19 protein-coding genes are annotated in these 24278 nt (G+C 71.7%); 11 read left to right on the top strand and 8 right to left on the bottom strand.

Annotated features, from left to right (window positions below; all coding sequences use genetic code 11):
- Positions 1-24: 24 nt before the first annotated feature.
- On the top strand, positions 25-1188 hold the full coding sequence (argJ, locus tag IEY33_RS08100) for a bifunctional glutamate N-acetyltransferase/amino-acid acetyltransferase ArgJ (RefSeq protein ID WP_188962106.1): 1164 nt from the start codon (positions 25-27) through the stop codon (positions 1186-1188).
- A gap of 297 nt (positions 1189-1485) precedes the next feature.
- Positions 1486-2247, top strand: coding sequence for a TatD family hydrolase (locus tag IEY33_RS08095; RefSeq protein WP_188962104.1), 762 nt, complete (start codon positions 1486-1488; stop codon positions 2245-2247).
- Between the two features lie 37 nt (positions 2248-2284).
- Here IEY33_RS08095 and IEY33_RS08090 read toward each other — a convergent pair whose 3' ends face one another.
- Positions 2285-3469 carry a CaiB/BaiF CoA transferase family protein gene (locus tag IEY33_RS08090; RefSeq protein WP_188962101.1) on the bottom strand — a complete coding sequence of 395 codons (1185 nt, stop codon included), beginning with the start codon at positions 3467-3469 and terminating at the stop codon, positions 2285-2287.
- Positions 3470-3557: 88 nt separating this feature from the next.
- On the opposite strand from IEY33_RS08090, the gene rsmA reads away from it, so the two are divergent.
- The 3 genes from rsmA to IEY33_RS08075 all read left to right on the top strand — a co-directional run bounded on the left by rsmA (position 3558) and on the right by IEY33_RS08075 (position 6451).
- On the top strand, positions 3558-4403 hold the full coding sequence (gene rsmA, locus IEY33_RS08085; protein ID WP_188962099.1) for a 16S rRNA (adenine(1518)-N(6)/adenine(1519)-N(6))-dimethyltransferase RsmA: 846 nt from the start codon (positions 3558-3560) through the stop codon (positions 4401-4403).
- Positions 4404-4640: 237 nt separating this feature from the next.
- Positions 4641-5567: a carbohydrate kinase family protein gene (locus IEY33_RS08080; RefSeq protein ID WP_188962097.1), complete on the top strand. Its 927-nt coding sequence runs from the start codon at positions 4641-4643 to the stop codon at positions 5565-5567.
- 203 nt (positions 5568-5770) lie between these two features.
- Positions 5771-6451 carry a 50S ribosomal protein L25/general stress protein Ctc gene (locus IEY33_RS08075; RefSeq protein ID WP_188962095.1) on the top strand — a complete coding sequence of 227 codons (681 nt, stop codon included), beginning with the start codon at positions 5771-5773 and terminating at the stop codon, positions 6449-6451.
- A 115-nt stretch (positions 6452-6566) separates the two neighbouring features.
- Here the strand turns inward: IEY33_RS08075 and IEY33_RS08070 are convergent, their stop codons facing one another.
- The 3 genes from IEY33_RS08070 to IEY33_RS08060 form a co-directional block, all read right to left on the bottom strand.
- Entirely contained in the window at positions 6567-8138 is a 1572-nt protein-coding gene (locus IEY33_RS08070; protein ID WP_188962093.1) for a flotillin family protein, read from the bottom strand.
- Positions 8139-8367: 229 nt separating this feature from the next.
- A complete protein-coding gene (locus IEY33_RS08065; protein ID WP_188962090.1) occupies positions 8368-8907 on the bottom strand; it encodes an NfeD family protein in 540 nt (179 codons plus the stop codon).
- A 199-nt stretch (positions 8908-9106) separates the two neighbouring features.
- Positions 9107-12253, bottom strand: coding sequence for a DUF11 domain-containing protein (locus IEY33_RS08060; RefSeq protein ID WP_188962088.1), 3147 nt, complete (start codon positions 12251-12253; stop codon positions 9107-9109).
- A gap of 600 nt (positions 12254-12853) precedes the next feature.
- On the opposite strand from IEY33_RS08060, the gene IEY33_RS08055 reads away from it, so the two are divergent.
- Both IEY33_RS08055 and IEY33_RS08050 read left to right on the top strand, forming a co-directional pair.
- Complete coding sequence (locus tag IEY33_RS08055; protein ID WP_188962085.1) at positions 12854-15109, top strand: AfsR/SARP family transcriptional regulator; 2256 nt, start codon at positions 12854-12856, stop codon at positions 15107-15109.
- Positions 15110-15180: 71 nt separating this feature from the next.
- A complete protein-coding gene (locus IEY33_RS08050) occupies positions 15181-16425 on the top strand; it encodes a cytochrome P450 (protein WP_188962084.1) in 1245 nt (414 codons plus the stop codon).
- A 30-nt stretch (positions 16426-16455) separates the two neighbouring features.
- On the opposite strand, the gene IEY33_RS08045 is transcribed toward IEY33_RS08050, so the two are convergent.
- The 4 genes from IEY33_RS08045 to ispG all read right to left on the bottom strand — a co-directional run bounded on the left by IEY33_RS08045 (position 16456) and on the right by ispG (position 19590).
- A complete protein-coding gene (locus IEY33_RS08045) occupies positions 16456-17136 on the bottom strand; it encodes a hypothetical protein (protein ID WP_229670871.1) in 681 nt (226 codons plus the stop codon).
- Positions 17137-17233: 97 nt separating this feature from the next.
- Positions 17234-17437, bottom strand: a complete 204-nt coding sequence (locus IEY33_RS08040) for a helix-turn-helix domain-containing protein (protein WP_188962082.1) — start codon at positions 17435-17437, stop codon at positions 17234-17236.
- A 353-nt stretch (positions 17438-17790) separates the two neighbouring features.
- The gene (locus IEY33_RS08035) at positions 17791-18213 is read right to left on the bottom strand and encodes a DUF4259 domain-containing protein (protein WP_188962080.1); all 423 of its coding nucleotides are present in this window, start codon (positions 18211-18213) and stop codon (positions 17791-17793) included.
- A 132-nt stretch (positions 18214-18345) separates the two neighbouring features.
- Positions 18346-19590 (bottom strand): flavodoxin-dependent (E)-4-hydroxy-3-methylbut-2-enyl-diphosphate synthase, encoded by a 1245-nt coding sequence (gene ispG, locus IEY33_RS08030; protein WP_188962078.1) that lies wholly within the window; start codon positions 19588-19590, stop codon positions 18346-18348.
- Between the two features lie 204 nt (positions 19591-19794).
- Between ispG and IEY33_RS08025 the strand changes: the two genes are divergently transcribed.
- From IEY33_RS08025 to IEY33_RS08010, 4 genes are all read left to right on the top strand, one after another.
- Positions 19795-21069: a C40 family peptidase gene (locus IEY33_RS08025; protein ID WP_188962076.1), complete on the top strand. Its 1275-nt coding sequence runs from the start codon at positions 19795-19797 to the stop codon at positions 21067-21069.
- A 68-nt stretch (positions 21070-21137) separates the two neighbouring features.
- Entirely contained in the window at positions 21138-21983 is an 846-nt protein-coding gene (locus IEY33_RS08020) for a tetratricopeptide repeat protein (RefSeq protein ID WP_188962073.1), read from the top strand.
- A 1-nt stretch (position 21984) separates the two neighbouring features.
- Positions 21985-23547, top strand: a complete 1563-nt coding sequence (locus tag IEY33_RS08015; RefSeq protein WP_188962071.1) for an NAD(P)H-hydrate dehydratase — start codon at positions 21985-21987, stop codon at positions 23545-23547.
- A gap of 6 nt (positions 23548-23553) precedes the next feature.
- Complete coding sequence (locus IEY33_RS08010; protein ID WP_188962068.1) at positions 23554-24264, top strand: DUF4388 domain-containing protein; 711 nt, start codon at positions 23554-23556, stop codon at positions 24262-24264.
- Positions 24265-24278 lie beyond the last annotated feature (14 nt).

Below are 24278 nucleotides of genomic sequence, written 5' to 3'. Positions count from 1 at the left end.
ACGGCCCCGCGCCACAGGAGTTCCATGACCGCACCCACCCTCACCTTCCCGAAGGGCTACCAGTCCGCCGCGCTCGCCGCCGGCATCAAACCGAGCGGCCGCACCGACCTCAGCTGCGTCGTCAGCAGCGTCCCCTGCACGTGGGCGTTCGCGGGCACGCGCAGCACCACCGCCGCCGCCTGCGTCACCCGCAACCGTGACCTGTACGCGGCCGGGCAGGGCGTGCGCGCACTCGTCGTGAACGCCGGCATCGCGAACGCCGCGACCGGCACGCAGGGCGCGCGCGACAACGCCGACATGGCCGACGCGCTCGGCGGCATCATGAACACCCGCACGCACGAGGTCCTGACCGCCAGCACCGGCATCATCGGGCACCTGCTGCCCATGGACCGCCTCCTGAGCGGCCTGGAGCACCTCCCGGACGACATGACGACCAGTGTCCCGCCGTTCGCGGCCGCCATCATGACGACCGACACGCGCCCCAAGACGGCGCACGCGACCCTCAGCACGGGCGCCGTCATCGTCGGCACCGCGAAGGGCAGCGGCATGATCCACCCGGACATGGCGACCATGTTCGCGTTCGCGTTCACGGACGCCCGCGTGGATCAGGACGCGCTGCGCGCCGCGTTCCCGGCCATCGTGAACCGCACCTTCAACGCCGTCACGGTGGACGGCGACACCAGCACGAACGACATGGCCATCGCCCTCGCGAACGGCCTGGCGGGCGACGTGCCCCTCCCGGAATTCCTGGAGGCACTGGAGGGCGTGATGCGCGACCTGGCCCGCCAGATCGCGGCGGACGGGGAGGGCGCCACGAAGCTCCTGACGGTGCGCGTCACGGGCGCCCTGACGGAACAGGAGGCGCTCGCCGCGGCCCGCACCTGCTGCGTGAGCCCCCTCCTGAAGAGCGCCGTGCACGGCAACGACCCGAACTGGGGCCGCGTGATCATGGCGGTGGGCCGCAGCGGCGCGAACGTGAACGTCGAAGCGATGACCGTGAGCGTGCAGGGCACGCCCGTCTTCGCCGGGAAGCCCCTCGCGTACGACGCGGCGAGCGTGTCGGCCAGCATGAAGGCCGACGAGGTGACCTTCGAAGTGAACCTCGGCGTGGGCGGCGCGCACGGCGAAGCGTGGGGCTGCGACCTGAGCGGCGAGTACGTGGTGATCAACTCGGAGTACACGACCTAAGGAATCCAGAGACGCGCCACCGAGTCTAGAGAAAGGGAGGGGCCGTCCCCGACCGATTGCCAAGGAATCCAGAGACGCCCCACCGAGTCTGGAGAAAGGGAGGGGCCGTCCCCGACTGCTGGCCGGGGATTCCGGGGGTGCGCTGATGGTTTCGGGCGGGGCGCGCGGGTGTGGCCTGGACGGGGACCGGGGGATTTGTTCGGGCCGGGTGTGGCGGGTGTCGCTGCGTCCGGCCCAGCCTGTGTGTGGTGTGCGGGTCCCTGTGTGCTTCGGGTGGGGTGTGGTACGGTTCCGGGCGTGATCGACAGTCATTGCCATCTGGATTACATCGAGCGGCCGAGTGAGGCGTTGTCGGAGTTGGGGTTGACGGGCGTGGTGTGCATCGGGGCGAGTCCGGAGCATGCGCGGGCGGCGGTGGCGCTGGCGGAGGAGTTCCCGCAGGTGTGGGCGACGGTGGGCATTCACCCGACGGACGCGGCGGAGCAGGATTCGCCGGAGGCGCGCGCGACGCTGGAGGCGCTGGCCACCCACCCGCGCGTGGTGGGGGTGGGGGAGAGCGGCCTGGACGATTACTGGGCGCAGGACGTGCGGGCGCAGCAGATGGCGGCGTTCGAGTGGCAGCTGGACCTGGCGGGCCGGGTGGGGAAGCCGGTCGTGGTCCACACGCGGGACCGTCAGGGGCAGGAGTCGGCGCACGTGGGCGTGATGGAGTGCCTGGGGGCGTGGGGGGGCGGGACGGCGATCCTGCACTGCTTCTCCGGGCACCGTGGCCTGCTGGAGGTGGGGCTCGCGCGCGGGGATTACTTCGGGTTCGCGGGGAACGTGACGTTCAGGAACGCGCCGGAGATTCAGGCGGCGGCGCGGGAGGTGCCGCTGGACCGGCTGCTGGTGGAGACGGACGCGCCGTTCCTGGCGCCCGTCCCGAAGCGCGGTCGGCCGAACCGTCCGGGGTTCGTGCGGTACACGCTGGAGTTCCTGGCGGCGCTGCGTGGCCTGCCGGTGGAGGAGCTGGAGCGCGTGACGGACGAGAACGCCCGGCGCGTGTACGGCCTGTCGTGAGCTGACCGGGTGCCGCTTCAGGGCACGAGGGGACCGGTCAGGGGCGGGGCGGCAGGCCGAGTTCGGCGAGGACCTCGTCGGTGTGCTGGCCGAGGGTGGGTGGGCCGCGCCGGACGGGTGGGCGTTCCCCGCCGAAACTCCAGGGGGCGGCGGTGACGGTGGTGGTGCCGAGCGTGGCGTGCGGGACGGTCACGGCGAGGCGCTGGTCGCGGACGTGCGGGTCGTCGAACACGTCCTTCATGTCGTACACGGGGCCGCACGGCACGCCTGCCGTGTCGAGGCGCGCCATGACTTCGGCGCGCGTGTAGCGGGCCATGCCGCGTTCCAGCGCGGCGTTGAGTTCCTCGCGGTGTGCGACGCGGCCCTCGTTGCTGTCCAGGCGGGCGTCGCTGGCGAGGTCCGGCAGGTCGAGGGCCGCGCAGAAGCGCCTCCAGAGCGAGTCGTTGCCGACGGCGACGTTGATGAACCCGTCCCCGCAGGGGTACGTGCCGTACGGGACGATGCTGCGGTGGTCGTTGCCCATCGGGGCGGGGATCTCTCCGGCGGCGAGGTAGCGGCTCACCTGGCTCGTGCCGAGCGCGATGACGCCCTCCAGCAGGTTCACGTCCACCCGCTGTCCGCGTCCGGTCTTCTCGCGGGCGTACAGTGCCGCGAGGAGCGCCTGCGTGATGAGGCTCCCGGCGAACACGTCCGCGACGGCCACGCCGACCCGGACGGGCGGGCGGCCCTCCTCGCCGTTGTAGCTCATGAGGCCGCCCATGCCCTGCGCGATCACGTCGTACCCGGCCCGGTCGCGGTACGGGCCGCTCTGCCCGAAGCCGGAGACGGCACCGTAGATGAGTCTCGGGTGCAGGGCGTGCAGGGCGTCCCAGCCGAGCCCGAACCGGTCGAGCGTGCCGGGCCGGAAGTTCTCGACGAGGATGTCGGCGCTGCCGATCACGGCGCGGGCGGCGTCCAGGCCGTCCGGGGTTTTCAGGTCGAGCTGCACGCTGCGCTTGCCGCGGTTGACGCTCAGGAAGTAACTGGATTCGCGGCCCTGACCGCTCTGCTGGAAGGGCGGTCCCCAGGCGCGCGTGTCGTCCCCGCCGGGCGGTTCGATCTTGATGACGTCTGCGCCGAGGTCCGCGAGCAGCATGGTGCAGAAGGGTCCGGTGAGGACGCGCGTGAAGTCCGCCACGCGAACGCCGGAGAGCGGGAGGCCCGTCTCGAATGGGGTGGTCATGTGCCGCGCAGTGTAATGCCTGCGCGGGATGCTGTGGTGCGCGGTGGTATAACGGTCCGGTGAGCGGCCCCGCGCCGCTCCGTTCCTTATGACGAACCCACCCGATCCCGCCGAACACCAAGAGCCGCTGAAGCTGTACTCGCCGCGTACCGTGCGCGAACTGCTGGAACGGCACGGCCTGCGCCCCACCAAGAGCCTCGGTCAGAACTTCCTGATCGACGGCAACATCCTGCGCCTCATCGCGGAGGCGGGCGGGGCGGGGGAGGGTGTGGACGTGCTGGAGGTCGGGCCGGGCCTGGGCGTTCTCACGCGGGAACTCGCGGAGCGCGGGTCGCGCGTCACGACGCTCGAGAAGGACGAGCGCCTGCAGGGCGTGCTGGCGGAGACGCTGGCGGGCCTGGACGTGCGGGTGGTGTGGGGGGACGCGCTGGATTTCGATTACGCGTCGCTGCCTGCGGGCACGCGCGTCATCGCGAACCTCCCGTACTACATCAGCACGGCGCTCCTGACGCGCTTCATGCGCAGCGGGCGCGTGGCGAGCGCGACGGTGCTGGTGCAGCGCGAGGTGGCCGAACGGCTGGGCGCGCAGCCCGGCCAGGACGGGTACGGGTACCTGTCGGCGCTCATCTCGCTGCACGGGAAGGCGAAACTGCTGCGCGACGTGCCGAAAGGCTCGTTCTTCCCCGCGCCGGACGTGACGAGCAGCGTGGTGCGGCTGGACTTCACGGGCGAGCAGCCGCCCGAGGGGCTGGTGCGGCTGCTGGAGCAGGCGCTGCATCACCGCCGCAAGACGCTGCGCAACAACCTGCGGATGGCCGGGTACGCGCCGGAAGTGCTCGACGCGGCCATCCTGGGGGCGGGCCTGCCCGCTGACGTGCGTGCCGAGGACGTGCCGCTGCCCGCCATGCGCGAACTGCACCGCCTGCTCTCCTGACCCTGGCGCGTGCCCGGGAGCGCCGCCTCCGGGTGGGAACGTCCCGGGAAGGGCGCGTGGGACGTGATAACATACGGCACACGCAGTGGGGGCCGGGTCCAGCCGCTCGTCGGTCCGGTCACAGACTCAGTTCAGGACCGGTCCGCCCGGCAGGGCCCGGCCCCCTGAAGTGAAGTGTGCCAGACCCAGATTCATGATCAGACCCTTCATGACCTGTCAGAGCCCCGGAGGATTGTCTTGAAATTTTATGTGATCGGCGATGTGACAGTGGATCATCTGTACCACCTGAAACACCTGCCCGCCCCCGGTGAGGAAGTCGCCCCCATCCGCGCCACCATGCAGCCCGGCGGTGCGGGCGGCACCATCAGCGTCACGCTCGCCCGCCTGGGGCACACGGTGCTGCTCGGCGCGCGCGTCGGCCAGGACCCCTTCGCGGATTACGCGCTCAGCAAGGTCCGCGAGAGCGGCGTCAGCGAGAGCGCCGTGCAGCGCGACCCGGAACTGCTGACCAGCACCATCACCGTCATGCAGACGCCCGACGGGAAGCGCGCCATGATCAGTTACGGCGGCGCGAACCGCGAACTGGACGCAGCGAAACTCAAGAAGAAGGACATCGACAGCAGCGACGCGCTGATCGTGTCCGCGTACAGCCTCATCAGCGGCCCGCAACGCGAGTACGCCGTCAAGGCACTCGGCCTCGCCAAGAAGGCGGGCGTGCCGACCTTCATGGACCTCGGGACGGGCGCCGTGAACGCCGTCGGGACGGGCCTGCTCGACACCGTGATCGGCTGCGAGTACCTGCTCCTGAATCAGCACGAACTGCTCGCCCTGACCGGCACGTCCAGCATCAGCACGGCCCTCGCCGCGCTCGGACGGCGCGGCGTGCAGACGGTCGTCGTGAAGGTCGGCGCGATGGGCAGCATCGTCTGGACGCCCGAGGAGACGGAACTCATCGACCCCGTCAAGGTCGGGGACGCCGTGGTGGACACCACCGGCGCAGGCGACGCCTTCGTGGCCGCCTTCGCGCACTCGGTCCTGAGCGGACAGACGCTCGCCAGCAGCGCCCTCGCCGCAAACGCCGCCGGGGTGTTCTCCGCCACCAGCGTCGGCGCGCAGACCCGCACCATCACGCCCGAGGACCTGCAGGCCCTCATGCCGAACTGACCCGGCACGCCCCCACACACCGGCCCGCCTGGCCCGCGCACGCGGGCTACCCTGGCGGGCCGGTCTTTTGCTATACTGCACAGGTTGCATGGCCCCTGCCCCGCCAACACGTTTCTCAAGGGTCTGAATTTCAAAGGTCCGGAACCCGGCGGAACGGAGCGGCGAAGCGTGCAGGAAGGCCAGCAGGTATGGAGGACGGAAACATGGAACTCAAGGCAACCCCACGCACCACCCGAGAAGCGCTGCAGGAAGGCAAGATGCCCGCCGTGGCTTACAACAAAGAGCAGAACGTCTCCTTCACCATCGACCGCAAGGAGTTCGACAAGGCCTTCCGTGCGCAGGGCCGCACCGGCATCTTCGACATCGTGATCGAGGGCGGCGAGAGCTTCCCCGCCCTCGTCAAGACCGTGCAGATGGATGCCCGCCGCCGCCTGCCCATCCACGTCGACTTCACGCTCGTCCACTACGGCGAGCCGGTCGAAGTGGACGTGCCCGTGCACACCAGCGGCAAGGCCGCCGGTGAGATCAACGGCGGTCTGGTCGACATCGTCGCCCACAACGTCCGCGTCATCGCGCCCGGCCCGCGCCGCATCCCCCAGGAGCTCGTGGTGGACGTCACGAAGCTCAACATCGGTGACCACGTCACCGCCGGCCAGATCAAGCTGCCCGACGGCGTGAAGCTCGCCGGTGACGCCGACCTGATGGTCGTCAGCGTCCTGCCGCCCCGCCTTTCCGAAGGCGAGGCCGCTGCCGAAGAGCAGGCCGCCCAGGTGGCCGGTCTGGTCGCTGCTGGCGAGCTGAGCGAGGAGGCCGCCGAGGCCGTCCTGGAAGGCGAAGCGACCCTCGAAGAAGTCAAGGGCGAAGCCGCCCCCAGCGAGGAGTAATCCCCGCGCGGCCAGCAGGCCGCAAGCAGGAGAGAGGGCCGGTGCACGCGCACCGGCCCTCCTTCGTTCTTCCGGGCCAGTCAGCGGTGTTCTCGCCGACTGGCCCGGCGGCTGTTCAGCTCGGGTCGCTCTTGCCGTTCAGGGTGTCGGGCATCGCCGCGCGGCCCTGCAGCATCGACAGCAGGTTCACGCCCGTCGCGGTCTCCACCTGTTCCACCATCGAGATGATGTTGGACGGCAGCAGCTGCACGGCGCTTCGCGCGGCCTGACCGTTGCCGGAATCCAGCACGGTCAGCCTGTCGATGGTCATGCCCTGCACGCTCGCCGCGAACTGCTCCACGATGCCCGGCAGCATGTTCAGCACGAAGGCCCGCTCGCCCTCCGGCCCGGCGTTCCGGAAGGCGTCCACCAGCAGCTGCACCGCCTGCGCCTTCGCGCGGCCCTCCTCGATGATCGGCGCGGCCGCCGCCTGCGCCTCCAGCAGGCTCGCCTCGCGTTTCGCGCGGGCAGGCGCGACGATCTCCGCCTCGTACTTCTTCTCGTTCAGCAGGATGCGTTCCTGCTCCAGCTGCTGCTGCGCGACCACCTGCGCCCGTTCGGCCGCGACGCGCGCCTCGTTCTCGCGGCTGCCCGCCACCGCGTCCAGTTCGGCCCTGCGGACGCGCAGTTCGTTCTGGCGTTCCAGAATGGCCTGCTCCGCCGCCGTCTGCGCCACCTGCGCCCGCTGCCGCGCCTGCGCTTCCGCTTCGGCCGCCTCGGCGTTCTGCTGCGCCTCGATCACGCGCGCCTGCCGGGTCGCTTCCGCCGTCCGCTGCCGCAGCGTGGCCTCCAGCGCCGCGCGCTCCTGCTCGAAGCCCTGCGTGGCGCGCACCTTCGCGAGCTCCGACTCGACCGCCGCCTCGTTCTGACGCGACAGCTGCACGGCGCCCAGCTCCGTGCGGCGCACCTCCAGCTTGTTCTGCTCCTCGATCACCGCCTGACTGCTGATCGCCTGCGCCACCTGACTGCGCTGACGCGCCTGCGCTTCGGCCTGCGTGGCCTCCGCGTCCCGTTCGGCCTCCGCGATGCGCGCCTCCTTCAGCACTTCGGCCGTCTTGCGCCGCCCGATGCTGCCCAGGTACCCGCTGCCGTCCGAGACGTTCTGGATCTTGAGCGTGTCGAGCTTGATGCCGAGGTTGCCCATGTCGTGCTCGGCCTCCTCGATGAGCGCCTCCGCGAACCGCAGGCGGTCCTCGTTGATCTCCTCCGGCGTGAGCGTGGCGACCACGCCGCGCAGGTTGCCTTCCAGCGTGTCGCGCGTGATGTTCGTCAGCGACGCGACCGGCGTGTCCAGAAAGCGTTCGATGGCGTTGCTGAGCTGCGGTTCGTTGCCGTTGATCTTCACGTTCGCGACGGCGTGAATGGTGAGCGGAATGCCGCCCTTGCTGTACGCGTTCTCGATCTTCAGGTCGAGCGGAATGGTGTTCAGGTCCATCCACGAGATCTTCTCCAGCACCGGGATGCGGAAGGCCCGCCCGCCCCGGATGACGCGGTACCCGACCGTGTCCCCCTCGCTGGTGGTGCGGGCGCGGCCCGACACGACCAGCACCTTGTTGGGCGGCACCACGATCAGCAGGCGCTGCAGGATGAGGATCACGACGATGATGCCGAACAGGATCAGACCGGCGAGCGAAAGCGACTGGGTCATAACACTCCTGACTGCGGTTCCAGGGCAGGAACGCGGGAAGGGGAACCGGGCACGCCGCGGCACAGGAAAGGTGCGGGCGCGGCACGGCGACGACGGCAGAGGAAGGCGCGCAGGGAGGCAGGCCCGAGTACAGGGCGGGGGCGGCACGGTGGTCGGCCGCGCCGGAGCCGGTCGGAGGGGTGAGTGGCGCGGGGGGCGCGGTCAGCGCGGGAGGGTCAGGGCAGGACCGTCAGCGGGCGTCCCAGCGTTTCACGTCGAGCAGACCGCCCGCCTGCGAGATCACGAGCACCTGATCGCCGGGCGTGAGGTCGTCGCTGCTGCGGGCGAGCATCTGCTCGCTCTGCCCGCCCGCCGTGAGCAGCACCTTGCCCGGCACCGCGCCGTGCGGCGCGACGATCACCTGCGCCGTGCGGCCCACCAGCGGCGTCGTGCGGGCCGTCAGCTCCCCGCGCACCTCCGCGAGCCGGAACACGAACGCCGTGAACCCCCCCACCGCCGCGCCCGCCACCAGCGCGAACACCAGCTGCAGCTCCGGCCGGAGCGCCAGCCACGCCGCGAGCAGCCCGCCCAGCCCGAAGAACGCCACGAAACTCACCACGCTCCGCAGACTGAACCAGGACAGCAGGCTGCCCCCGAACGCATGACCGCCCGGCGGCGCGACCTCCGGATGCCCGGCGAGATCGTGAAGGCTGCTGGAATGATCGCCCAGCAGGGACAACAGCAGCAGACCGCACCCGACCAGGGCGCACACGGTGAAGACCATCGACATGAGAACTGACTCCTTGCGCGGGAGGCCCGGCACCCAGGTCCTGCGGGAGGCCGCCTTCCGACCTCACGATACGCCCGGGGTGCGCGCCGCGTGTCCACACCTGTCACCCCCACGCGTCCGCAGGAAGACAGGGGCACAGCAAACCGCCCCGGCGCGTGCCGGGGCGTGGGGAAGGGGAGAGGGCCGTGAAGTGTTCAGGTCAGCGCAGAACCACCCGCGTGTACTCCTCCTCGGCGAGCGGGGAGCCGTTGGTGTTCTCGTCCCAGTCGAGGCTGCTGACGGCCTTGCCGCTGCCCGCCTGGTTGGCGTACATCACGAACTGCGCGAACAGCGTGTCGCGTGCGCCCATCTCGCTGACGCGCATGCTGACGGTGTCGCCCGCACGGGTGGCGGTCAGGGTCGCGCCGGACGGCAGGGTCACGCCCGCCAGCACCTGCGCCATGCTGTAGCTGTACGGGGTACCGAGGTGGGTGTACACGACGCCCAGGTCGTTCAGGCTCGCGAAGGTGGGGAGCGTCATGCTGCTGCGGACGTTGTGGGCGCTGTCGGCGCTCTCGTTGGTGTATGAGAAGTCGTACTCGTAGTAGCTGCCCTGCGGGATGCTCTGCGCGTCCGTCAGGCGGTTCGGATTGACGGTGTAGTCGGTCAGGCCGTTCGAGCCGCGCGCCGCGTCGAAGAGGCGCAGGTCGAAGGAGGGCCTGTCGAGGACGTACACGAAGTCGCAGTCGATCAGGTAGTTGTGTCCGGCCCGGTCGATGCCGTTCTCGTTCGTCAGGAACTCGCTCGTGTTGCCGTCCAGATTGATGGGGAGGAAACCGCGGTACACGCCCTCGTACTGGGGGGACAGCGGCGGGAAGACGGGCCTCTGCGCCTGGGCCTTAAAGTCCGACTCCTCAAGGATGCGGTTGTACGGCTGGTTGAGGTTCCAGGCGTACAGGCGCGCGCAGTTGACGTTCGCGCCGAGTCCGGCGCTGTCCCTGCCGTTCGGTCCCTTCACGCTGTTCTCGGCCTGGAAGACCGTCGTGAGGTTGTAAGAGTCGCCGGGCAGCATCACTTCCGGCAGATTCAGGGCCAGGGCGTTGTTGCCGAGCTGCTCGAAGGTCGTGACGCGGTTCCCGGCCGCGTCGTAGGCGTTCACGAAGTCGAGGTTGTACCCGTACGAGTCCTCCAGGCGCGTCTTGTACGCGAAGCCTTCGCCTTTCAGGTCGCCGAGGGCCGCGTACCCGGCGCGTACCTCGGGGTTCGGGTCCTCGGTGGCGCGGTTCAGGATGTGGACGCCGATGTCGAACTTGACGGGCTGGTTGGTGTACACCACCCGTGTCTGCGCGTACTTGTCGATGGTCAGGACGGGGCGCACGATGTGGATGTCCTTGTAGGCGTCCACCTCGAAGGCGTTCTCGGCGCTGGCCTTGGCGCGGTTCTTGATGAGGTACGGGTCCTCGTAGTACCCGTCGCGCGGCGCGTTCTCGCCGTAGGCGCCGGTGCCGGTCGTGCCGTCCGACTGGCCGTCGCGGTTGTTGTCGTTCCAGGCGTAGCCGGGCTTCTGGCGCGGGTACACCCGGAAGGTGATGTCGAAGGACTCGCCCGGCTGCAGTTCGCCGATGCTCTCGCTGCCGGTGAACGACAGGTTGAAGGCGTGCCGCTGCGCGTTGTAGGTGGCGAGCAGGTTGCCGTTCGGGACAGGCGTGCCGCCCTTGCTGACGTTCACGCTGCCCTGCACGAAGCCCAGCTCGGCGGGCAGCACGTCGCGTGCGATGACGTTGCGGGCCACGGTCTTGCCGGTGTTCGTGACGGTGATCCTGTACTCGTACGTGCGTCCCACCGTGAAGTTGTCGGCGCTGGACGGCGTGAGGTTGCCGGGGTCCATGGCGGGCAGCAGGGTCACGTCGTCCGGCCGGTACGCGTCGTGCGTCTGTCCGTACCCGGTCCACGTCTCGATGTCCGGCCCGGTCTTGCGGATGCTCAGGATGGTGCCGGTGAAGGCCTTGCTGAACACGTAGCTCTTGAGCGGGAAGTCGTAGGTGGTGCTGCCGTACGTGGGCGTGTAGTGGTACGTGGCGGCCACCTGCACGTTCAGGCCGAGATCGGCGGCCTTCACGTCGTCGCGCGTCTTCAGGTACACCGGCTGCCCGGCGGAATCCAGGGTGCTGTCACCGCTGTTGGCGCTGCTGCTGGTCGTCAGGAACACGCGGTCCATGCTGGGGCCGCTCACGCTGTACTCCATGAAGCCGGGGAAGCTGCCCCTGCCGCCCACGACGCTCGGTCCGCCCTGCGGCTGTTTCGTGTACGCGACGGTCGTGAAGGCGTGCGTGCGCTGCGCCGGGTCGATCCAGTTGTTCTCGAAGCTGCCGACGTTCCCGCCGAGCCGCTGCTTGCTGGGAATCGTGGCGCTCGCCCCGAAGCTGGTGTTGCCCTGGTAATAGAGGTGACTCATGTTCAGGAAGAACGCCTTGAATTCCTTCAGGGCTGCTCCGCCGTCGTTCACGGCCGACACCACGAACTTCACGGGCGCGCCGGACGCGGGAGCGCTCGTGGCGTACGCCGTGAAGCGCACCATGCCCTGATCGTCCGAGTACGCCACGCCCTGCTGCACGCCCTGCGACGCGACGCTCCCCAGGCCGCTCACGTGCCCGCCGATGATGGCGACGCTCGGGCTGTCCACCTGCACGTTCACGGCCGCGCCCGCCACTGGAGCGCCGCTCGCGTCCTTCACCATCATGCTGACCAGCACCGGCTCCTCGGTCTGGGAGGCGTACAGCATGACGTTCTTGTTGACGTTCGCTTCAGGCTTGCCCGGCAGGTCCTGCAGGTCGCCGTCCGTGACGGCCTTCGACGCCGTGAAGGCGAGGCTCGCGACCTTCGCCTGAGTGACGGCCGTCGTCTTGAAGCTCAGCAGGACCGTCTTGTCCTTGTTGGCGTCGCAGTCCAGCGTGACGCTCTGCGGGCTGTTCTGCGCCGTGTAGCCCTGCAGCGTCCCGGCCTTCACGCTGTACGTCCCGGCCGGGAAGGTTTTGCTGAGTTTCTCGAGGTCGTTGGCGGTGCCGTTGAAGGCCTCCGCGCCGCTGCTGTCCGTCACGATGACGGGCGCGGTCGTCACGCCGTTCACGGGCGTGATCCCGTCGAGATCCACCGTGATGGTCGCGCAGCCCACCACTTCCTGCGGCTTGGGCGGTTGGGTGGGTGTGCCGGGTGCGGGCGTGGTCGGTGTGGTCGGCGTGCTGGGTGTCGACGGCGTGCTGGGCGTGCCGCTCGTGTTGTTCGAGATCGCGGTCGGTGTGCTGCTCTGCCCGCAGGCGCTCAGTGCCAGCAGGCCCGTGATGGCCAGCATCGGTAAACGGTGTTTCATGGTCTTCCCCCCCTGGGAAATCGGTGACTGACGATGCGGTGCGCGGCGTGCTCTTGCGTGCTTCCTCTCCGGTGTGCCCTGCTAGGTGTACGTGTTCACCTTCCCCCCTTGCGGCAGGTGCCTGGCCCTGACCCCCTGTCGCCCGCCGCTTCGCGGCACGCGCCGGCGCCCACCCGTGCGGGCGGCGCTGGTGAAGGTCCGGCGGCCCCCCTGGCCGTCCGGACCGCTCTTCAGGGGTCGGTCCTGCTGCACGGTCACTGTAATCAGGGGCGCGTTAGGGTCAGGTTAAGCGCACCTGCCAGACGTTAAACGCAGCGAATGACGTCATCCGTGGCGCGCCCGGATCCGTACCCGGAACGGCCGGGCCTGCGGTAGAATGACCCTGCACCGCTCCTCGCGCCGTCCTCACCTGCCGCGCCCCGCTCCGCCCGCACGCCGGGCCGCCGCGCCTCCCTGTAACGTTCCGCTGCACGTCCGCCGCTGCCCGGCGGCCCGGTGCACAGCGCCTTAACGTCGGCCGTCCGGTCGGCACGAACATCATCCCCGGCACACACCGGGCACAGGGGCGGCCGGCCATGACCGGCGCGCGGGGGGGACCGCATGCAGCTTCACCTGCTGGGCCACGTTCATTTCACGCGGGACGGCCGGAACGTCGTCGTGTCGAGCAAGTCGGCCGCACTGCTCACGTACCTGGTGCTCGAACGGCAGGCGCACCACCGCGAACACCTCGCCGAACTGCTGTGGGACACCGCCGACCCGCTCCGGAACCTGCGGGTGGAACTTGCGCGCCTGAAACGGGACGGCGTCACGACCTTCCCGGAACGACAACCGATGCTGCACTTCGCGTGCCTCACCGACCTCGACCCCTGGACCGAGGCGGCCCCCCAGGTGGACGACGCGCACCTGCTCGGCTGGCTCGCCACCCTGCGCGGCCTGCCGCTCAGCGGCCTGGAGGACCTCGGGACGCGTGCCTACCAGCAGTGGCTGGAAGGGCAGCGCTGGAACATCATCGAGCGGGTCGAGCAGACGCTCGGCCGGGTCCGGCGGCGCCTGAGCGCGCAGCACCACGCGGGCGCCGCCGCCCAGATCCTCGCGCGGGCCGACCGGCTCGGCCTGCGCCTCCCCGACGAGCCCGCCCCGCCCGACCCGCCCGGCCCCGACCCGCCCGAGTGGCGCTGCGTGTGGGACGAGCAGGCGACGCTCGGCGGACTGCTCGGACGCAGCACCCGCCCGCAGCTCGTGCGGCTGTACGGCCGGCGCGGCAGCGGCAAACGCAGCCTGATCCGCCAGAGCCTGCAGGGCAGCGGCTGGGTGCACCTCGACCTGCAGGCGACCGAGGTCCGTACCCTCTTTCAGGAGGTGCTGTGGCAGCAGCTCGAAGCGCACCTCCCGCCCCGCCAGGCCCCGGCCGCCGATCACGGGGCGGGCCGTGCGCCCGACCCGGACGGAAGCCTCGCGGGCCTCGCCAGCACCCTGCGGCACAGCGGCCTGAACGCCTTGATCTCCGTCCAAAACGCCGTGCGGGGCCGCGCGTGGCTGCCGGACCTGACGGGCTTCCTGCTCGACCTGCCGTTCCCGCTCGTGCTGCTGCTCAGCGAGAGCACGCCCGCCGCGTGGGAGGAACTGCAGGACCTCACGGGCTTCGCCGACCCCGCCCGTACGCACGACCTGCACATGCAGCCCCTCACGACCCGCATGGCGCTGCACGCCTGGCAGGAGCGGTACGCGCATGAGCCCCTGACACCCACCGAACGCGAGGCGCTCTACACGCAGGCGGCGCGCCTCATCCAGCGGTCCGACGGATGGCCGCTGCACGCGCAGGCCCTCCTGCGCCAGCGCGGCACGGACGGCCTGCCGGACGGGGTCCGCACGGCCCTCCTGAGTGAGATCGCCGCCCTGCCGCGCCACGTGCGTCAGGCCCTCGCGCGCCTGAGCCTCGTGCACGCCCCCATCGCCCCGGACCTCGCCGGGGAACTGATCGGGCCGGACGCGCACGCCGCGCTGACGCTCGGCGTGCAGCACGGCCTGCTGGTGCCCGCCGCGCCCGAGGAACGCCTCACCGTGCCGGGCCTGCACCACCGCACGCAGGACGACGTGCGGACCGTGCAGTTCGCGAGCGAGGCGATGCGCGTCGCCCTCGCCGGATCGCTGACCGGCATGGAACGCCAGGCGCTCCGGGAGCAGCTCACGCACGTCCACGCTCCGCCGCCCGCCCCTGCCGCCCCACCCGCGCGCCCACCCCAGCACCCGCATCCCGACCTCCCGTCCCTCGCCCGCGGTGGGCCGGGCCGGGCCGCGCCACTCACCCTGACGCGCCCCGCGCCCGCCGCGCGCGCCGCCCCGCCGCCCGACCTGCCGACCTTCCGGCGCGAGACGCGCACCCCCAACGGGTACCGCGTCGCGCTGGACAGCGGGCACCTGGAGGTCATGCGTTACGGCTGGTACGGCCCGCCCCCGCTGCTGCGCCTGCAGGCGGGGCCAGTTCCGGACGGCCCATGGACGCTCACGGCCCGCCTCGACGTCTACCGCGCCGAGCCCGACCACCTGCCCGGCAGCGGCGCGCACGCCCTCGGCATCGGCAGCGGGGGGGCCGTCACCGTGTACCTGCCCGCCGAACCAGTCCCGCAGTCGGTCACACAGGCGGACGCGCCCGCGAACGCCCGCCGGGACGCGCCGCCCGCTGCCCTGCCTGACGGCGCCCTGTTCGGGGGTTTCGTTCCGCTCGGCGAGTGGTTCACGCTGCACGGCCACGGGCAGGCCGGAACGCTGGAACTGACGGTCCGTGCCCTCGACGTCGCCCTCACCGTCGCGGCCCTCCGCTGGGGCGACGCCACCGTCCTGCCCGCAGACGCCTGACGGAATCCGGCCCGCCCACGGTCCCGGCCCGCGTACCCCAGCCGTCCATGCCCGCCCTGCTAGCCTGAGCCATGACCGCGACCGCCCCGATCCTGCCCCTGACCGACCCGGCCTTCGTGCGCGACCCGTACCCCACCCTCACGCGCCTGCGCGAGGACACGCCCGCCTTCTGGCAGCAGGACCGCCTGTTCGTCACCCGCTACGACGACATCGCCCGCATCCTGCGCGACAGCCGCACCTTCGGCCGCGCCCTGACGCCCCTCTCGCGCGACGAGACGCCGCTGCACGACGCCCGCTCCCGCGACCTGCGCCGCGCCGCCTTCGACGCCTTCAACACCAACCACCTGCTCGACAGCGAACCGCCCAAACATACGCGCCTGCGCGGCCTCGTCAGCCTCGCCTTCACGCCCCGCCGCGTCGAACAGCTGCGCGGACGCATCGCGCAGATCGTGGAGGGCGTCGCTTTCGGTCTGCACGGCGCGGACACCTTCGACCTCGTGAGCGCCTACGCCGAACCGCTCCCCGTGACCGTCATCGCCGAACTGCTCGGCGTGCCGCACGAGGACCGCGCCCTGCTGCGTCCCTGGTCGGCCGCCATCGTCCGCCTCTACGAGGTCGACCCGCCCGACACCGTCATCGAGGAGGCCGAACGCGCCGTGCTGGACTTCTCGGCGCTGTTGCGCCGCCTGCTGCGCGAACGCCGCGCGCACCCGCAGGACGATCTGATCACCGCGCTCGCGCAGGCCGAGGAGGGCGGCGAGCGCCTCACCGAACAGGAACTCGTGGACACCTGCATCCTCCTCCTGAACGCCGGGCACGAGGCCAGCGTCAACGGCCTCACCGCGGGCGTCCTGAACCTCGTCCGCACCGGCCAGTGGGACACCGTCGCGCAGGCCGCCCGGCACGGCGCGGACGACGCGTGGTTCCGCACGGTCGTCGAGGAACTCCTGCGGCACGACACGCCCCTCCCGCTCTTCGAACGCTGGGTGCTGCAGGACACCGACGTGGCCGGACACGCCCTGCAGCGCGGGCAGAAGGTCGCGCTGCTGTACGCGAGCGGCAACCGTGACCCGCGCCGCTTCAGCGCGCCGGACGAACTGCGCCTCACCCGCAGCGAGGGGCAGCACCTCACCTTCGGGCTCGGCATCCACTACTGCCTGGGCGCGCCGCTCGCCCGCCTCGAACTCGCCAGCAGCCTGCGCGCCCTCGCGCTGCACTTCCCCCGGCTCGACGTGCAGGACGCGCACTACAGCGGCGGGTTCGTGATCCGTGGCCTGGACCGCCTCACCGTCCGGGTGGGCGGGCCGCGTCCCTGACCGCCGGGCCACCCACCACGTCCGCCTGAATTACACCTGCCCGCCGGGGTAGAGGAGACTGAAGGTGCGGTGCAGGTCGCCTGCCGCCCGTTCGCGTTCCGCCTCCCCCGCCTGTCCCAGTGCGTGCAGCGCGAGGACGCGGGCCGGGCTGCGCGGCACGCTGCGCTCCAGCGCCTTCCCGGCGGTGCGGCCCGCCTTGCCGGAACCGCCCGCCTGCGCCTGCACCACGCTCAGCACGGCCAGCAGGTACGGGTCGGTGTGCTCGCGCTGCATCTCGCTCACCTTGAGGCCTTCTGCCAGGGCGCGCAGGGCCGGGTACGGGCCGTGCGGGAGCAGCAGTTCGCCCAGGTGCGCGGCGGCCGCGATGAGCGCGGGGCTGTCTCCCTCGCGGCGCGCGTGGGCGCGTGCCTGTTCGGCCACCTGCATGTCCCCGGTGGCGCGGGCGCGCAGCACCAGCACCCGCGCCGAGTCCCGCTCGCCCGCCAGGACGCGCAGCACCTCCGCGCGCTCCCCGAGGCGCAGCAGGGCCGCCGCGTGCAGCAGCGGCTCCCCGTCCGCCCACGCGGCGCTCAGGCGCGGCCGTCCGAGCAGCAGGGCCAGGGCGGCCGCCTGCGTGCGCTCGGTGGGGGAAGGGGTCAGGGCGTCCAGGGCCGCGAGCGCCCCGGCATCGTCGCCGCTCGCCTGCAGGGTCCGGACGAGTTCCAGATTCACGCCGCGCAGTGTAGAGCATGCGCCCACCCGGCGGCAGAACGAGGGAGGACGGCAGGAGGACCGTCTTCCCTCGGGGTGCGGGCGGTGGCGGGCGGGTTCAGGCCGTCATGGCGAGGTCCAGGCCCAGGAAGCGCCACAGGGCCCGGCGCGACACGCGCAGACCGATGGGGCTCTCCAGGGCACTCAGGCGACCGTCCCGGATCCAGCGGCGGACGGTGCGCTCGTGCGTGCCGGTGAACTCGGCGACCTCACTGACTTTCAGGAGTTTGGGCAGGGTGTGGAACTGTTCGCGTAGGGTCACAGGACGTACCTCCATAGGACAGGGACGGGAGCAGGAAACGCAGACGGGGCCGCCCAGAGGACGACCCCGTTCCTGCCTGCCAGATTGATGACCGCGGTGCCGCGGCTCGACGCTCTCGTACTGCCCTTTCTCTCGATGCCTTCCCCGCACGGACCCGTGCCCTGCACGGGTGGGCCAAAGGAGCGGCGGCCTCCCGAACCCCCGAAACGCGGTGGGGGTGCAGTGAGGCCGTGGATGCCGCAGGTCTTCAACTTGGACGGAGTTTACCATGCACCCTTTCAGGCTGCTGTCAGGTTCCCGCTATGCCGGGCTTCATGTTCGGGGGGAACCGCTTCCGCCCCGCCCCCCTGCACTCAGGCGCCGCCGAGCGCGGCCTGCAGGCGGTTCACGTCCGCCAGCCACTCGCGTGCGTCCGGGCCGTCCTGCCACAGTTCCGGCAGTTCCGACCCCGGCCCCAGCACCCGGCCCAGCGCCTCCACCGCCAGGTCCCGCAGGGCGCCCACCTCGGCCGCCTCGCCGTCCGCCGCGTCGTCACCGTCCAGCCACGCGCGCAGCGCGGCGTCCGTCACGGCCGACGTGTCGCCGCTCAGGCGCACCTGCACGATCTCGGCCGCCGCGACGGCCCGCTGCCCCTCCTCCAGCTCCACGTAGTCCATGTCCGGGTCCAGCACGACCTCCAGCGCCTCCTCCAGCGCGACAGGGCCGTCCTCGACGACTTCCTTCACGAACATCGCGGCGCTCTCGTTCTCGAAACTTCCGACTCCCCAGGTGCTCATGCCTCCAGCGTAACGGACGCCGGGCCGACAGGGGAACAGGGCCACGCACAGACGAACGGGACCACGGCCCGCGTGAGGCTGTGGTCCCGTCCCTCGTCCCGCGCGCTGGCCGGACGGTGCCCGGCGGGCGGGTCACACGCCTGCCGGTTCCCCCTGGCCGTACGTGCGTTCCACGTACTCCTCCAGCAGCGCCTGGAAGTCCTCCGCGATGCGCGGGCCGCGCAGCGTGGTGAGCAGCTTGCCGTCCTGGTACACGGGGGCGCGCGGGTCCTCGCCGGTGCCGGGCAGGCTGATGCCGATGTTCGCGTGCTTGCTCTCGCCGGGCCCGTTCACGATGCAGCCCATCACGGCCACCTGCATCTCCTCCACGCCCGGGTACTTCGCCTTCCAGTCCGGCATGGTATCGCGGATGTAGTCCTGGATCTTCTGCGCGAGTTCCTGGAAGAACTGCGATGTGGTGCGCCCGCAGCCGGGGCAGCTCGTGACCTGCGGCAGGAACTGACGCAGGCCCAGCGACTGCAGGATCTGCTGCGCGACCTCCACCTCCAGCTTGCGCGGCGCGCCCGGTTCCGGCGTGAGCGACACGCGGATCGTGTCCCCGATGCCTTCCGTGAGCAGCGGGGCCAGCGCGACGCTGCTCGCCACGATGCCCTTCATGCCCATGCCCGCCTCGGTGAGGCCCAGGTGCAGGGGGTAGTCGCACTGCGCGGCCAGCTGCCGGTACACCTGCCACAGTTCCGGCGCGCTGCTGACCTTCACGCTGATCAGGATGCGGTCGTGCGGGAGGCCCAGCTGCTCGGCGTACTGCGCGCTCTCCAGGGCGGAGACGACCATCGCGTCGATCATGACGTCCGTGCCGCTGCGCGGGTCGCTGCGGCGGGCGTTCTCGTCCATCAGGCGCGCCAGGACGCTCTGGTCGAGGCTGCCCCAGTTCACGCCGATCCGGACGGGTTTCCCGAAGTCCTTGGCGACCTCGATCATGGTGGCGAAGTTCGCGTCGTGATGCTGGCCTGCGCCGACGTTGCCGGGGTTGATGCGGTACTTCGCGAGAAGGCGGGCCGTTTCCGGGTAGTCGCGCAGCAGGAGGTGCCCGTTGTAGTGGAAGTCCCCGACGATGGGGACGTTCAGGCCGACCTCGTGGAGCCGCGCGACGATCTCGGGGATGGCGGCGGCCGCTTCGGGCGTGTTGACGGTCACGCGCACGAGTTCGCTGCCCGCCCGCGCGAGCTGCGCGACCTGAATGGCGGTCGCTTCGGCGTTGGCGGTGTCGGTGTTCGTCATGGACTGCACCACGACCGGGTGGCCGGAACCGATGAGCACCCCGCCGACGTTGGCGGTCACGGTCTGGCGGCGCTTCTGGACAAACGGCTGACTCATGCGTGCAGTCTAGTCGCCGTGGGTGCCGAACATGGCGGGGAGCGTTACGACTCCCGCCGCCTTCCATTGCCGTGCCGGATGCCGGAAAGGTCGCAGCGCGCGCGGCGAAGAGTGTTAAAGTGACGAAGTCCCGGCGCTCACCTGTCGTTCAGTCTCCGCTCACCTGCCCGGCCCGCCCCGGCCGCACCTGCCCCGAGGTCCCGCGTGCCCCGACCCCACCCAAGGAATCGCCTGCCCCGCCCGTCCCGCCTGCACGCGCTGCTGGCCTGCCGGGCCGCCCTGGCAGGCCTCGCCCTGTCGTGCCTGTTCGGGCCGTTCGCGTCCGCGCAGGCCGTGTCGGACGCGGCGTACACCGTGCGTCCCGGCGACACCGCGTACAGCGTGGCGCGGCAGGCGGGCACGGACGTGCAGACCCTGCTGCGCCTGAACGGGCTGAGCAGCGCGGACCTGCACGCCGGACAGGTGCTGTACCTGCCCGCCCGTACCCACACCGTCACGCCCGGGCAGACGCTGTACAGCGTGGCGCGGCTGTACGGCCTGAAGCCCGCCGACCTGCAGGCCTTCAACCGCCTGACCTCCCCGGACCTGCAGGCGGGGCAGGTGCTGGCCCTGCCGCCCGGCACGCCCGCCCCCACGGCCCAGGCTCCGCAGCCCGTGCAGGCTGCCCAGCCAGTCCAGGCTGCGCCGGTCGTGCACGCACTCAGTGCGCCCGTCACCGTGCTGGACGCCCCCACTCCCCGCCCGTCCTCCGCCGCACCTCTGCCCGCACCGGACGCGCCGCGCCACACCGTGCAGCCGGGCCAGACGCTGTACGCCGTCGCGCGCCTGTACGGCGTGCGCCCGGACGACCTGCTCGCCCTGAACCGCCTGAGCACCCCCGACCTGCGGGCCGGACAGGTGCTGCTGCTCCCGCAGGGCGTCACGGCCGGACCGCTCCCGGCCCTGCCGCCCGCCCCGGCCCGCCTGCAGGCGCCCGCCACGTACTCGCCCGGCGTGCCGCTCCCCCGGCCCTCCGCGACCGGCGAGCCGCGCAGCGACGCGCCCCCCGGCCAGGACACGGGAGCGGCGGACCCGCAGGCCGGGACTGGCGAGACGCCCGACTGGCGCGCCCTCGCCATGAACCTGATGGGCGTCCCGTACGTGTACGGCGGCGCGAGCCGCAGCGGCACCGACTGCAGCGGCCTGGTGCTGCAGGTGTTCACTCCGCTCGGCCTGAACCTCCCGCGTCAGAGCGCGCAGCAGGCGCAGACGGGCCAGCCGGTGCAGGCGGGCGAGTGGCAGCCGGGCGACCTGCTGTTCTTCGACACCGAGGGACGCGGACAGGTGACGCACGTCGGCATCTACCTCGGGGACGGGACCTTCATCAACGCGAACTCCTACGGCGGGCAGGTGGCGATCAACTCGCTGTCCGAGAAGTACTTCGCGCAGCGGTACCTGTGGGCGCGCCGCGTGCTCGGCGGCCTCACCGCCGGACGCTGAGCCGCGCCCGCCCCAGCGTTCATGCGCCGCTGAACCGCTCCCCGCGCGCGCGGTCTATACTTCCTGCCGTGACCGCAGAGCCTGCCGCCCCGCACGGGGGTCCGGCCCCCACCCCACAGCCGGAACTGAACCTCGACTGGGCCGGATACCTCAGGGCCGGCGAGTACCGCCGTGCCCTCGCTGCCGCCCGCGTCGGGAACGCCGACATGCCCGTGCAGGACGCGCTGGAAGTGCTGTTCGACCTGCAGGAGGCCGTCCGGGCACGCCGCCTGCTCGTCGCGCAGCGCCTCGCGGAACGCCTCCCCGACCTCCTGAACGACATGGGTGCCGCCGACGCGCGCACCCTGCGCGAACACGCTCCGCCGGACGCGCTGCACGCGGCCCTCGAAGCGCTGCTCGGCGCGGACCGCGAACGCCTCAGCGACGACGCCGCCCTGCGCGAGCGCCTGCAGCCGGCCCTGACGCAACCGCTCACGCGCGCCGAGGCCCTCAACACGCTGGGCGTGCTGCACGCCCTGCAGGACCGCGAGGGGCAGGCCCGCCAGAGTTTCGGGGAGGCCATCGCGCACGACCCCGGCCACTACCGCGCCCTCACCAACCTGGGCAACATGGCCCTGGAGGGCGGAGACGCGGCAGGTGCCGAGACGCTCTACCGGCAGTCCATCGCCCTGAACGCCGACTACTCGGGCGCGCAGCACAACCTCGGGGTGGCGCTGCGGCGGCAGGGTCGCCTCGCCGAGTCCGTCAAGGCCATCAAGAAGGGGCAGCGGCTCGCGGTGCGGCAGAGTCAGCGCGAACAGCAGGACGAACTGAAAGGCGACCCGCGCACAAGGAAGGCCGTGCAGACCGCCCGGATCGTCATGCTGGTCCTCGTGGTGATCGTGGTGCTGTTCATCGTGCGCGGACACGTCTGACATGACCCGCGATCAGGCCCAGGCCCGCCCGCCGGAAGTGCTGCTGGACGCGCCCGCCGTGCGCGCCATCGACGAGCGCCTCGCCCGCGCGGGCCTGCTGGAACTCGTGATGGAGGAGGCGGGCCGCGCCGTCGCGCAGGCCGCCCTGTCCCTCACCGCGCACGGGTTCGCCACGCACGGGCGGGTGCTGCTCCTCGCGGGCGGCGGCGCGAACGGCGGGGACGCCCTCGTCGCCGCGCGGCACCTGCACGCCGCCGGGCTGGACGTGCAGGTCCTCGCGCAGCCGTCCCGGCACCCGCTCACCCGCGCGAACCGCGCCCGCCTGCGCGCCGTGGGCGTCCAGCCCGCCCTGCTCACGCCCGCCGCGCTCGGCCGCGCCCTCGGCCTGACCGGACCCGTCCCGGCCCTGGTGGTGGACGGCCTGCTCGGCACGGGCTTCCGGCCCCCCATGCGGCAGGACCTCGCACACCTCGTCACGCTCCTGAACGCCGCCCGCGACCGGCACGCCCTGACCGTCCTCGCCATCGACCTCCCGTCCGGCCTGGACGCGGCCAGCGCGGCCCTGCCGGACGTGACCGTGCACGCCGACCACACCGTCACGCTCGGCGGCCCGAAACCCGCCCTGGTGTACGGCCCGGCCGCGCACGCCGCCGGGCAGGTACGCGTGGCGGGCCTCGGCGTGCCGCACGCCTGGGTGGACGCGCACGCCGTCGCCCGCCGCCCGCACGACGACACGGTCGCCGCGCTCCTCCCGCAGCGCCACGCGGACGCGCACAAGGGCGACGCGGGCCGCGTGTGGATCGTCGGCGGGCACGCGGGCACGGTCGGCGCGCCCGTCCTGGCGGGCCTGGGCGCCCTGCGCGCCGGGGCGGGCCTCGTCACGCTGCACAGCGCCGAGTCGGGCGTCGCCACGCTCGCCGTCACGCAGGCCCCGGAACTCATGGCCCGCACGCACCACGATCCCGGCGCGGCCCTCGCGGCCGAACTCCGCGCGGGCCGCCGCCCGGACGCCGTCGCGCTCGGCATGGGGCTCGGCCCGGACGCCGCCCACCTCGCCCGGCAGGCCCTGACGTGGCAGCTCCCGACCGTCCTCGACGCGGACGCCCTGCAGCCGGACCTCGCCGGGGCCGGGCACGCGCAGGTCATCTGGACGCCGCACCCCGGCGAGGCTGCCCGCCTGCTCGGCGTGACCACGCCCGACATCGTCCGAGACCCCATCGCCGCCGCCCGCGCCCTGCAGGCCCGGCTGGGCGGCGTGATCGTCCTCAAGGGCGGCCCCACCACCATCGCCAGCGACGACGGCGTGAACGTCTCGCGCGGCGGGCACCCCGGCATGGCGTCCGCCGGGATGGGCGACACCCTCGGCGGCATCCTCGCCGCGCTGCTCGCACAGCGCCTCCCCGCCCCGCAGGCCGCACTGTGCGGCGTGCGCCTCCACGCCCGCGCCGGGGAACTCGCGGGCGACCGGCACGGCTACGGCCTGAGCGCCAGCGACCTCAGCAGCGAACTCGGGCACGCCTGGAAAATTCTCACGGACGCCCACCCCCGAAACCTGCTACGCTGACCCTCAATGCAGGGTCTGTTCTTTGACGCACCACTCATCGGCGTGCTGGAACTTCTTCATGTGAGTCGCAAGACAGGCGTGCTGACGGCAGACGCGGAGCTGCCATTCTTCCTGGACTTCCAGGACGGGCAGATCACCAACGGCGGCATCGTCGACTGGCAGGGCCTGGATGCCATCTACGCCGCGCCGCTCCTGCCGGAACAGGGCAGCTTCAGCTTCAGGGTGCAGGACGTCAGTGGCGAGGTGCTCGCCCCCTACGGCAAGATCACGGCCGACTGGGCGCGCTACAGCGACGACTGGAGCCAGATGTGCGCCGTGATCGGCAGCCCCAGTGCCCTCTTCAGGGGCGACCTCCCCCTCTTCGACGACGCCGAGGGCCGCAGCGTCCGCGCGGCCGCGCAGAGCGCGCAACTGCCGCTCTTCGAGGTGGCCGAACGCGTCGTGGCCGGCATCCGCTCCGGCCGTCTCTTCCCGATGGACCGCTCCGCATGGTACGCCCTGAAACTCCGCCACCAGCTCGGCAGCGGGCGCGGCGGACGCGTGGCCGCCGCCCTGAACGGTGAGAAGACCATGGGCGACCTGCTCGCCGAAGGGTTCACGGTCGCCGAACTGCGCGACTACCTGATCTTCGAGATCCGCGCCGGACTTCGCTTTCCCGGCTGCGGCTGGGTGCTGCGCGACCTCGTGTGGGAAAAGCAGCACGCCGCCCGTCCCTGAACCCGGACCGAGCT

It is taken from the genome of Deinococcus aquiradiocola (assembly GCF_014646915.1).
Lineage (GTDB): Bacteria > Deinococcota > Deinococci > Deinococcales > Deinococcaceae > Deinococcus > Deinococcus aquiradiocola.
Note: the sequence above shows the minus strand (reverse complement) of the source record. Positions and strands in the feature narration are given on the sequence as shown.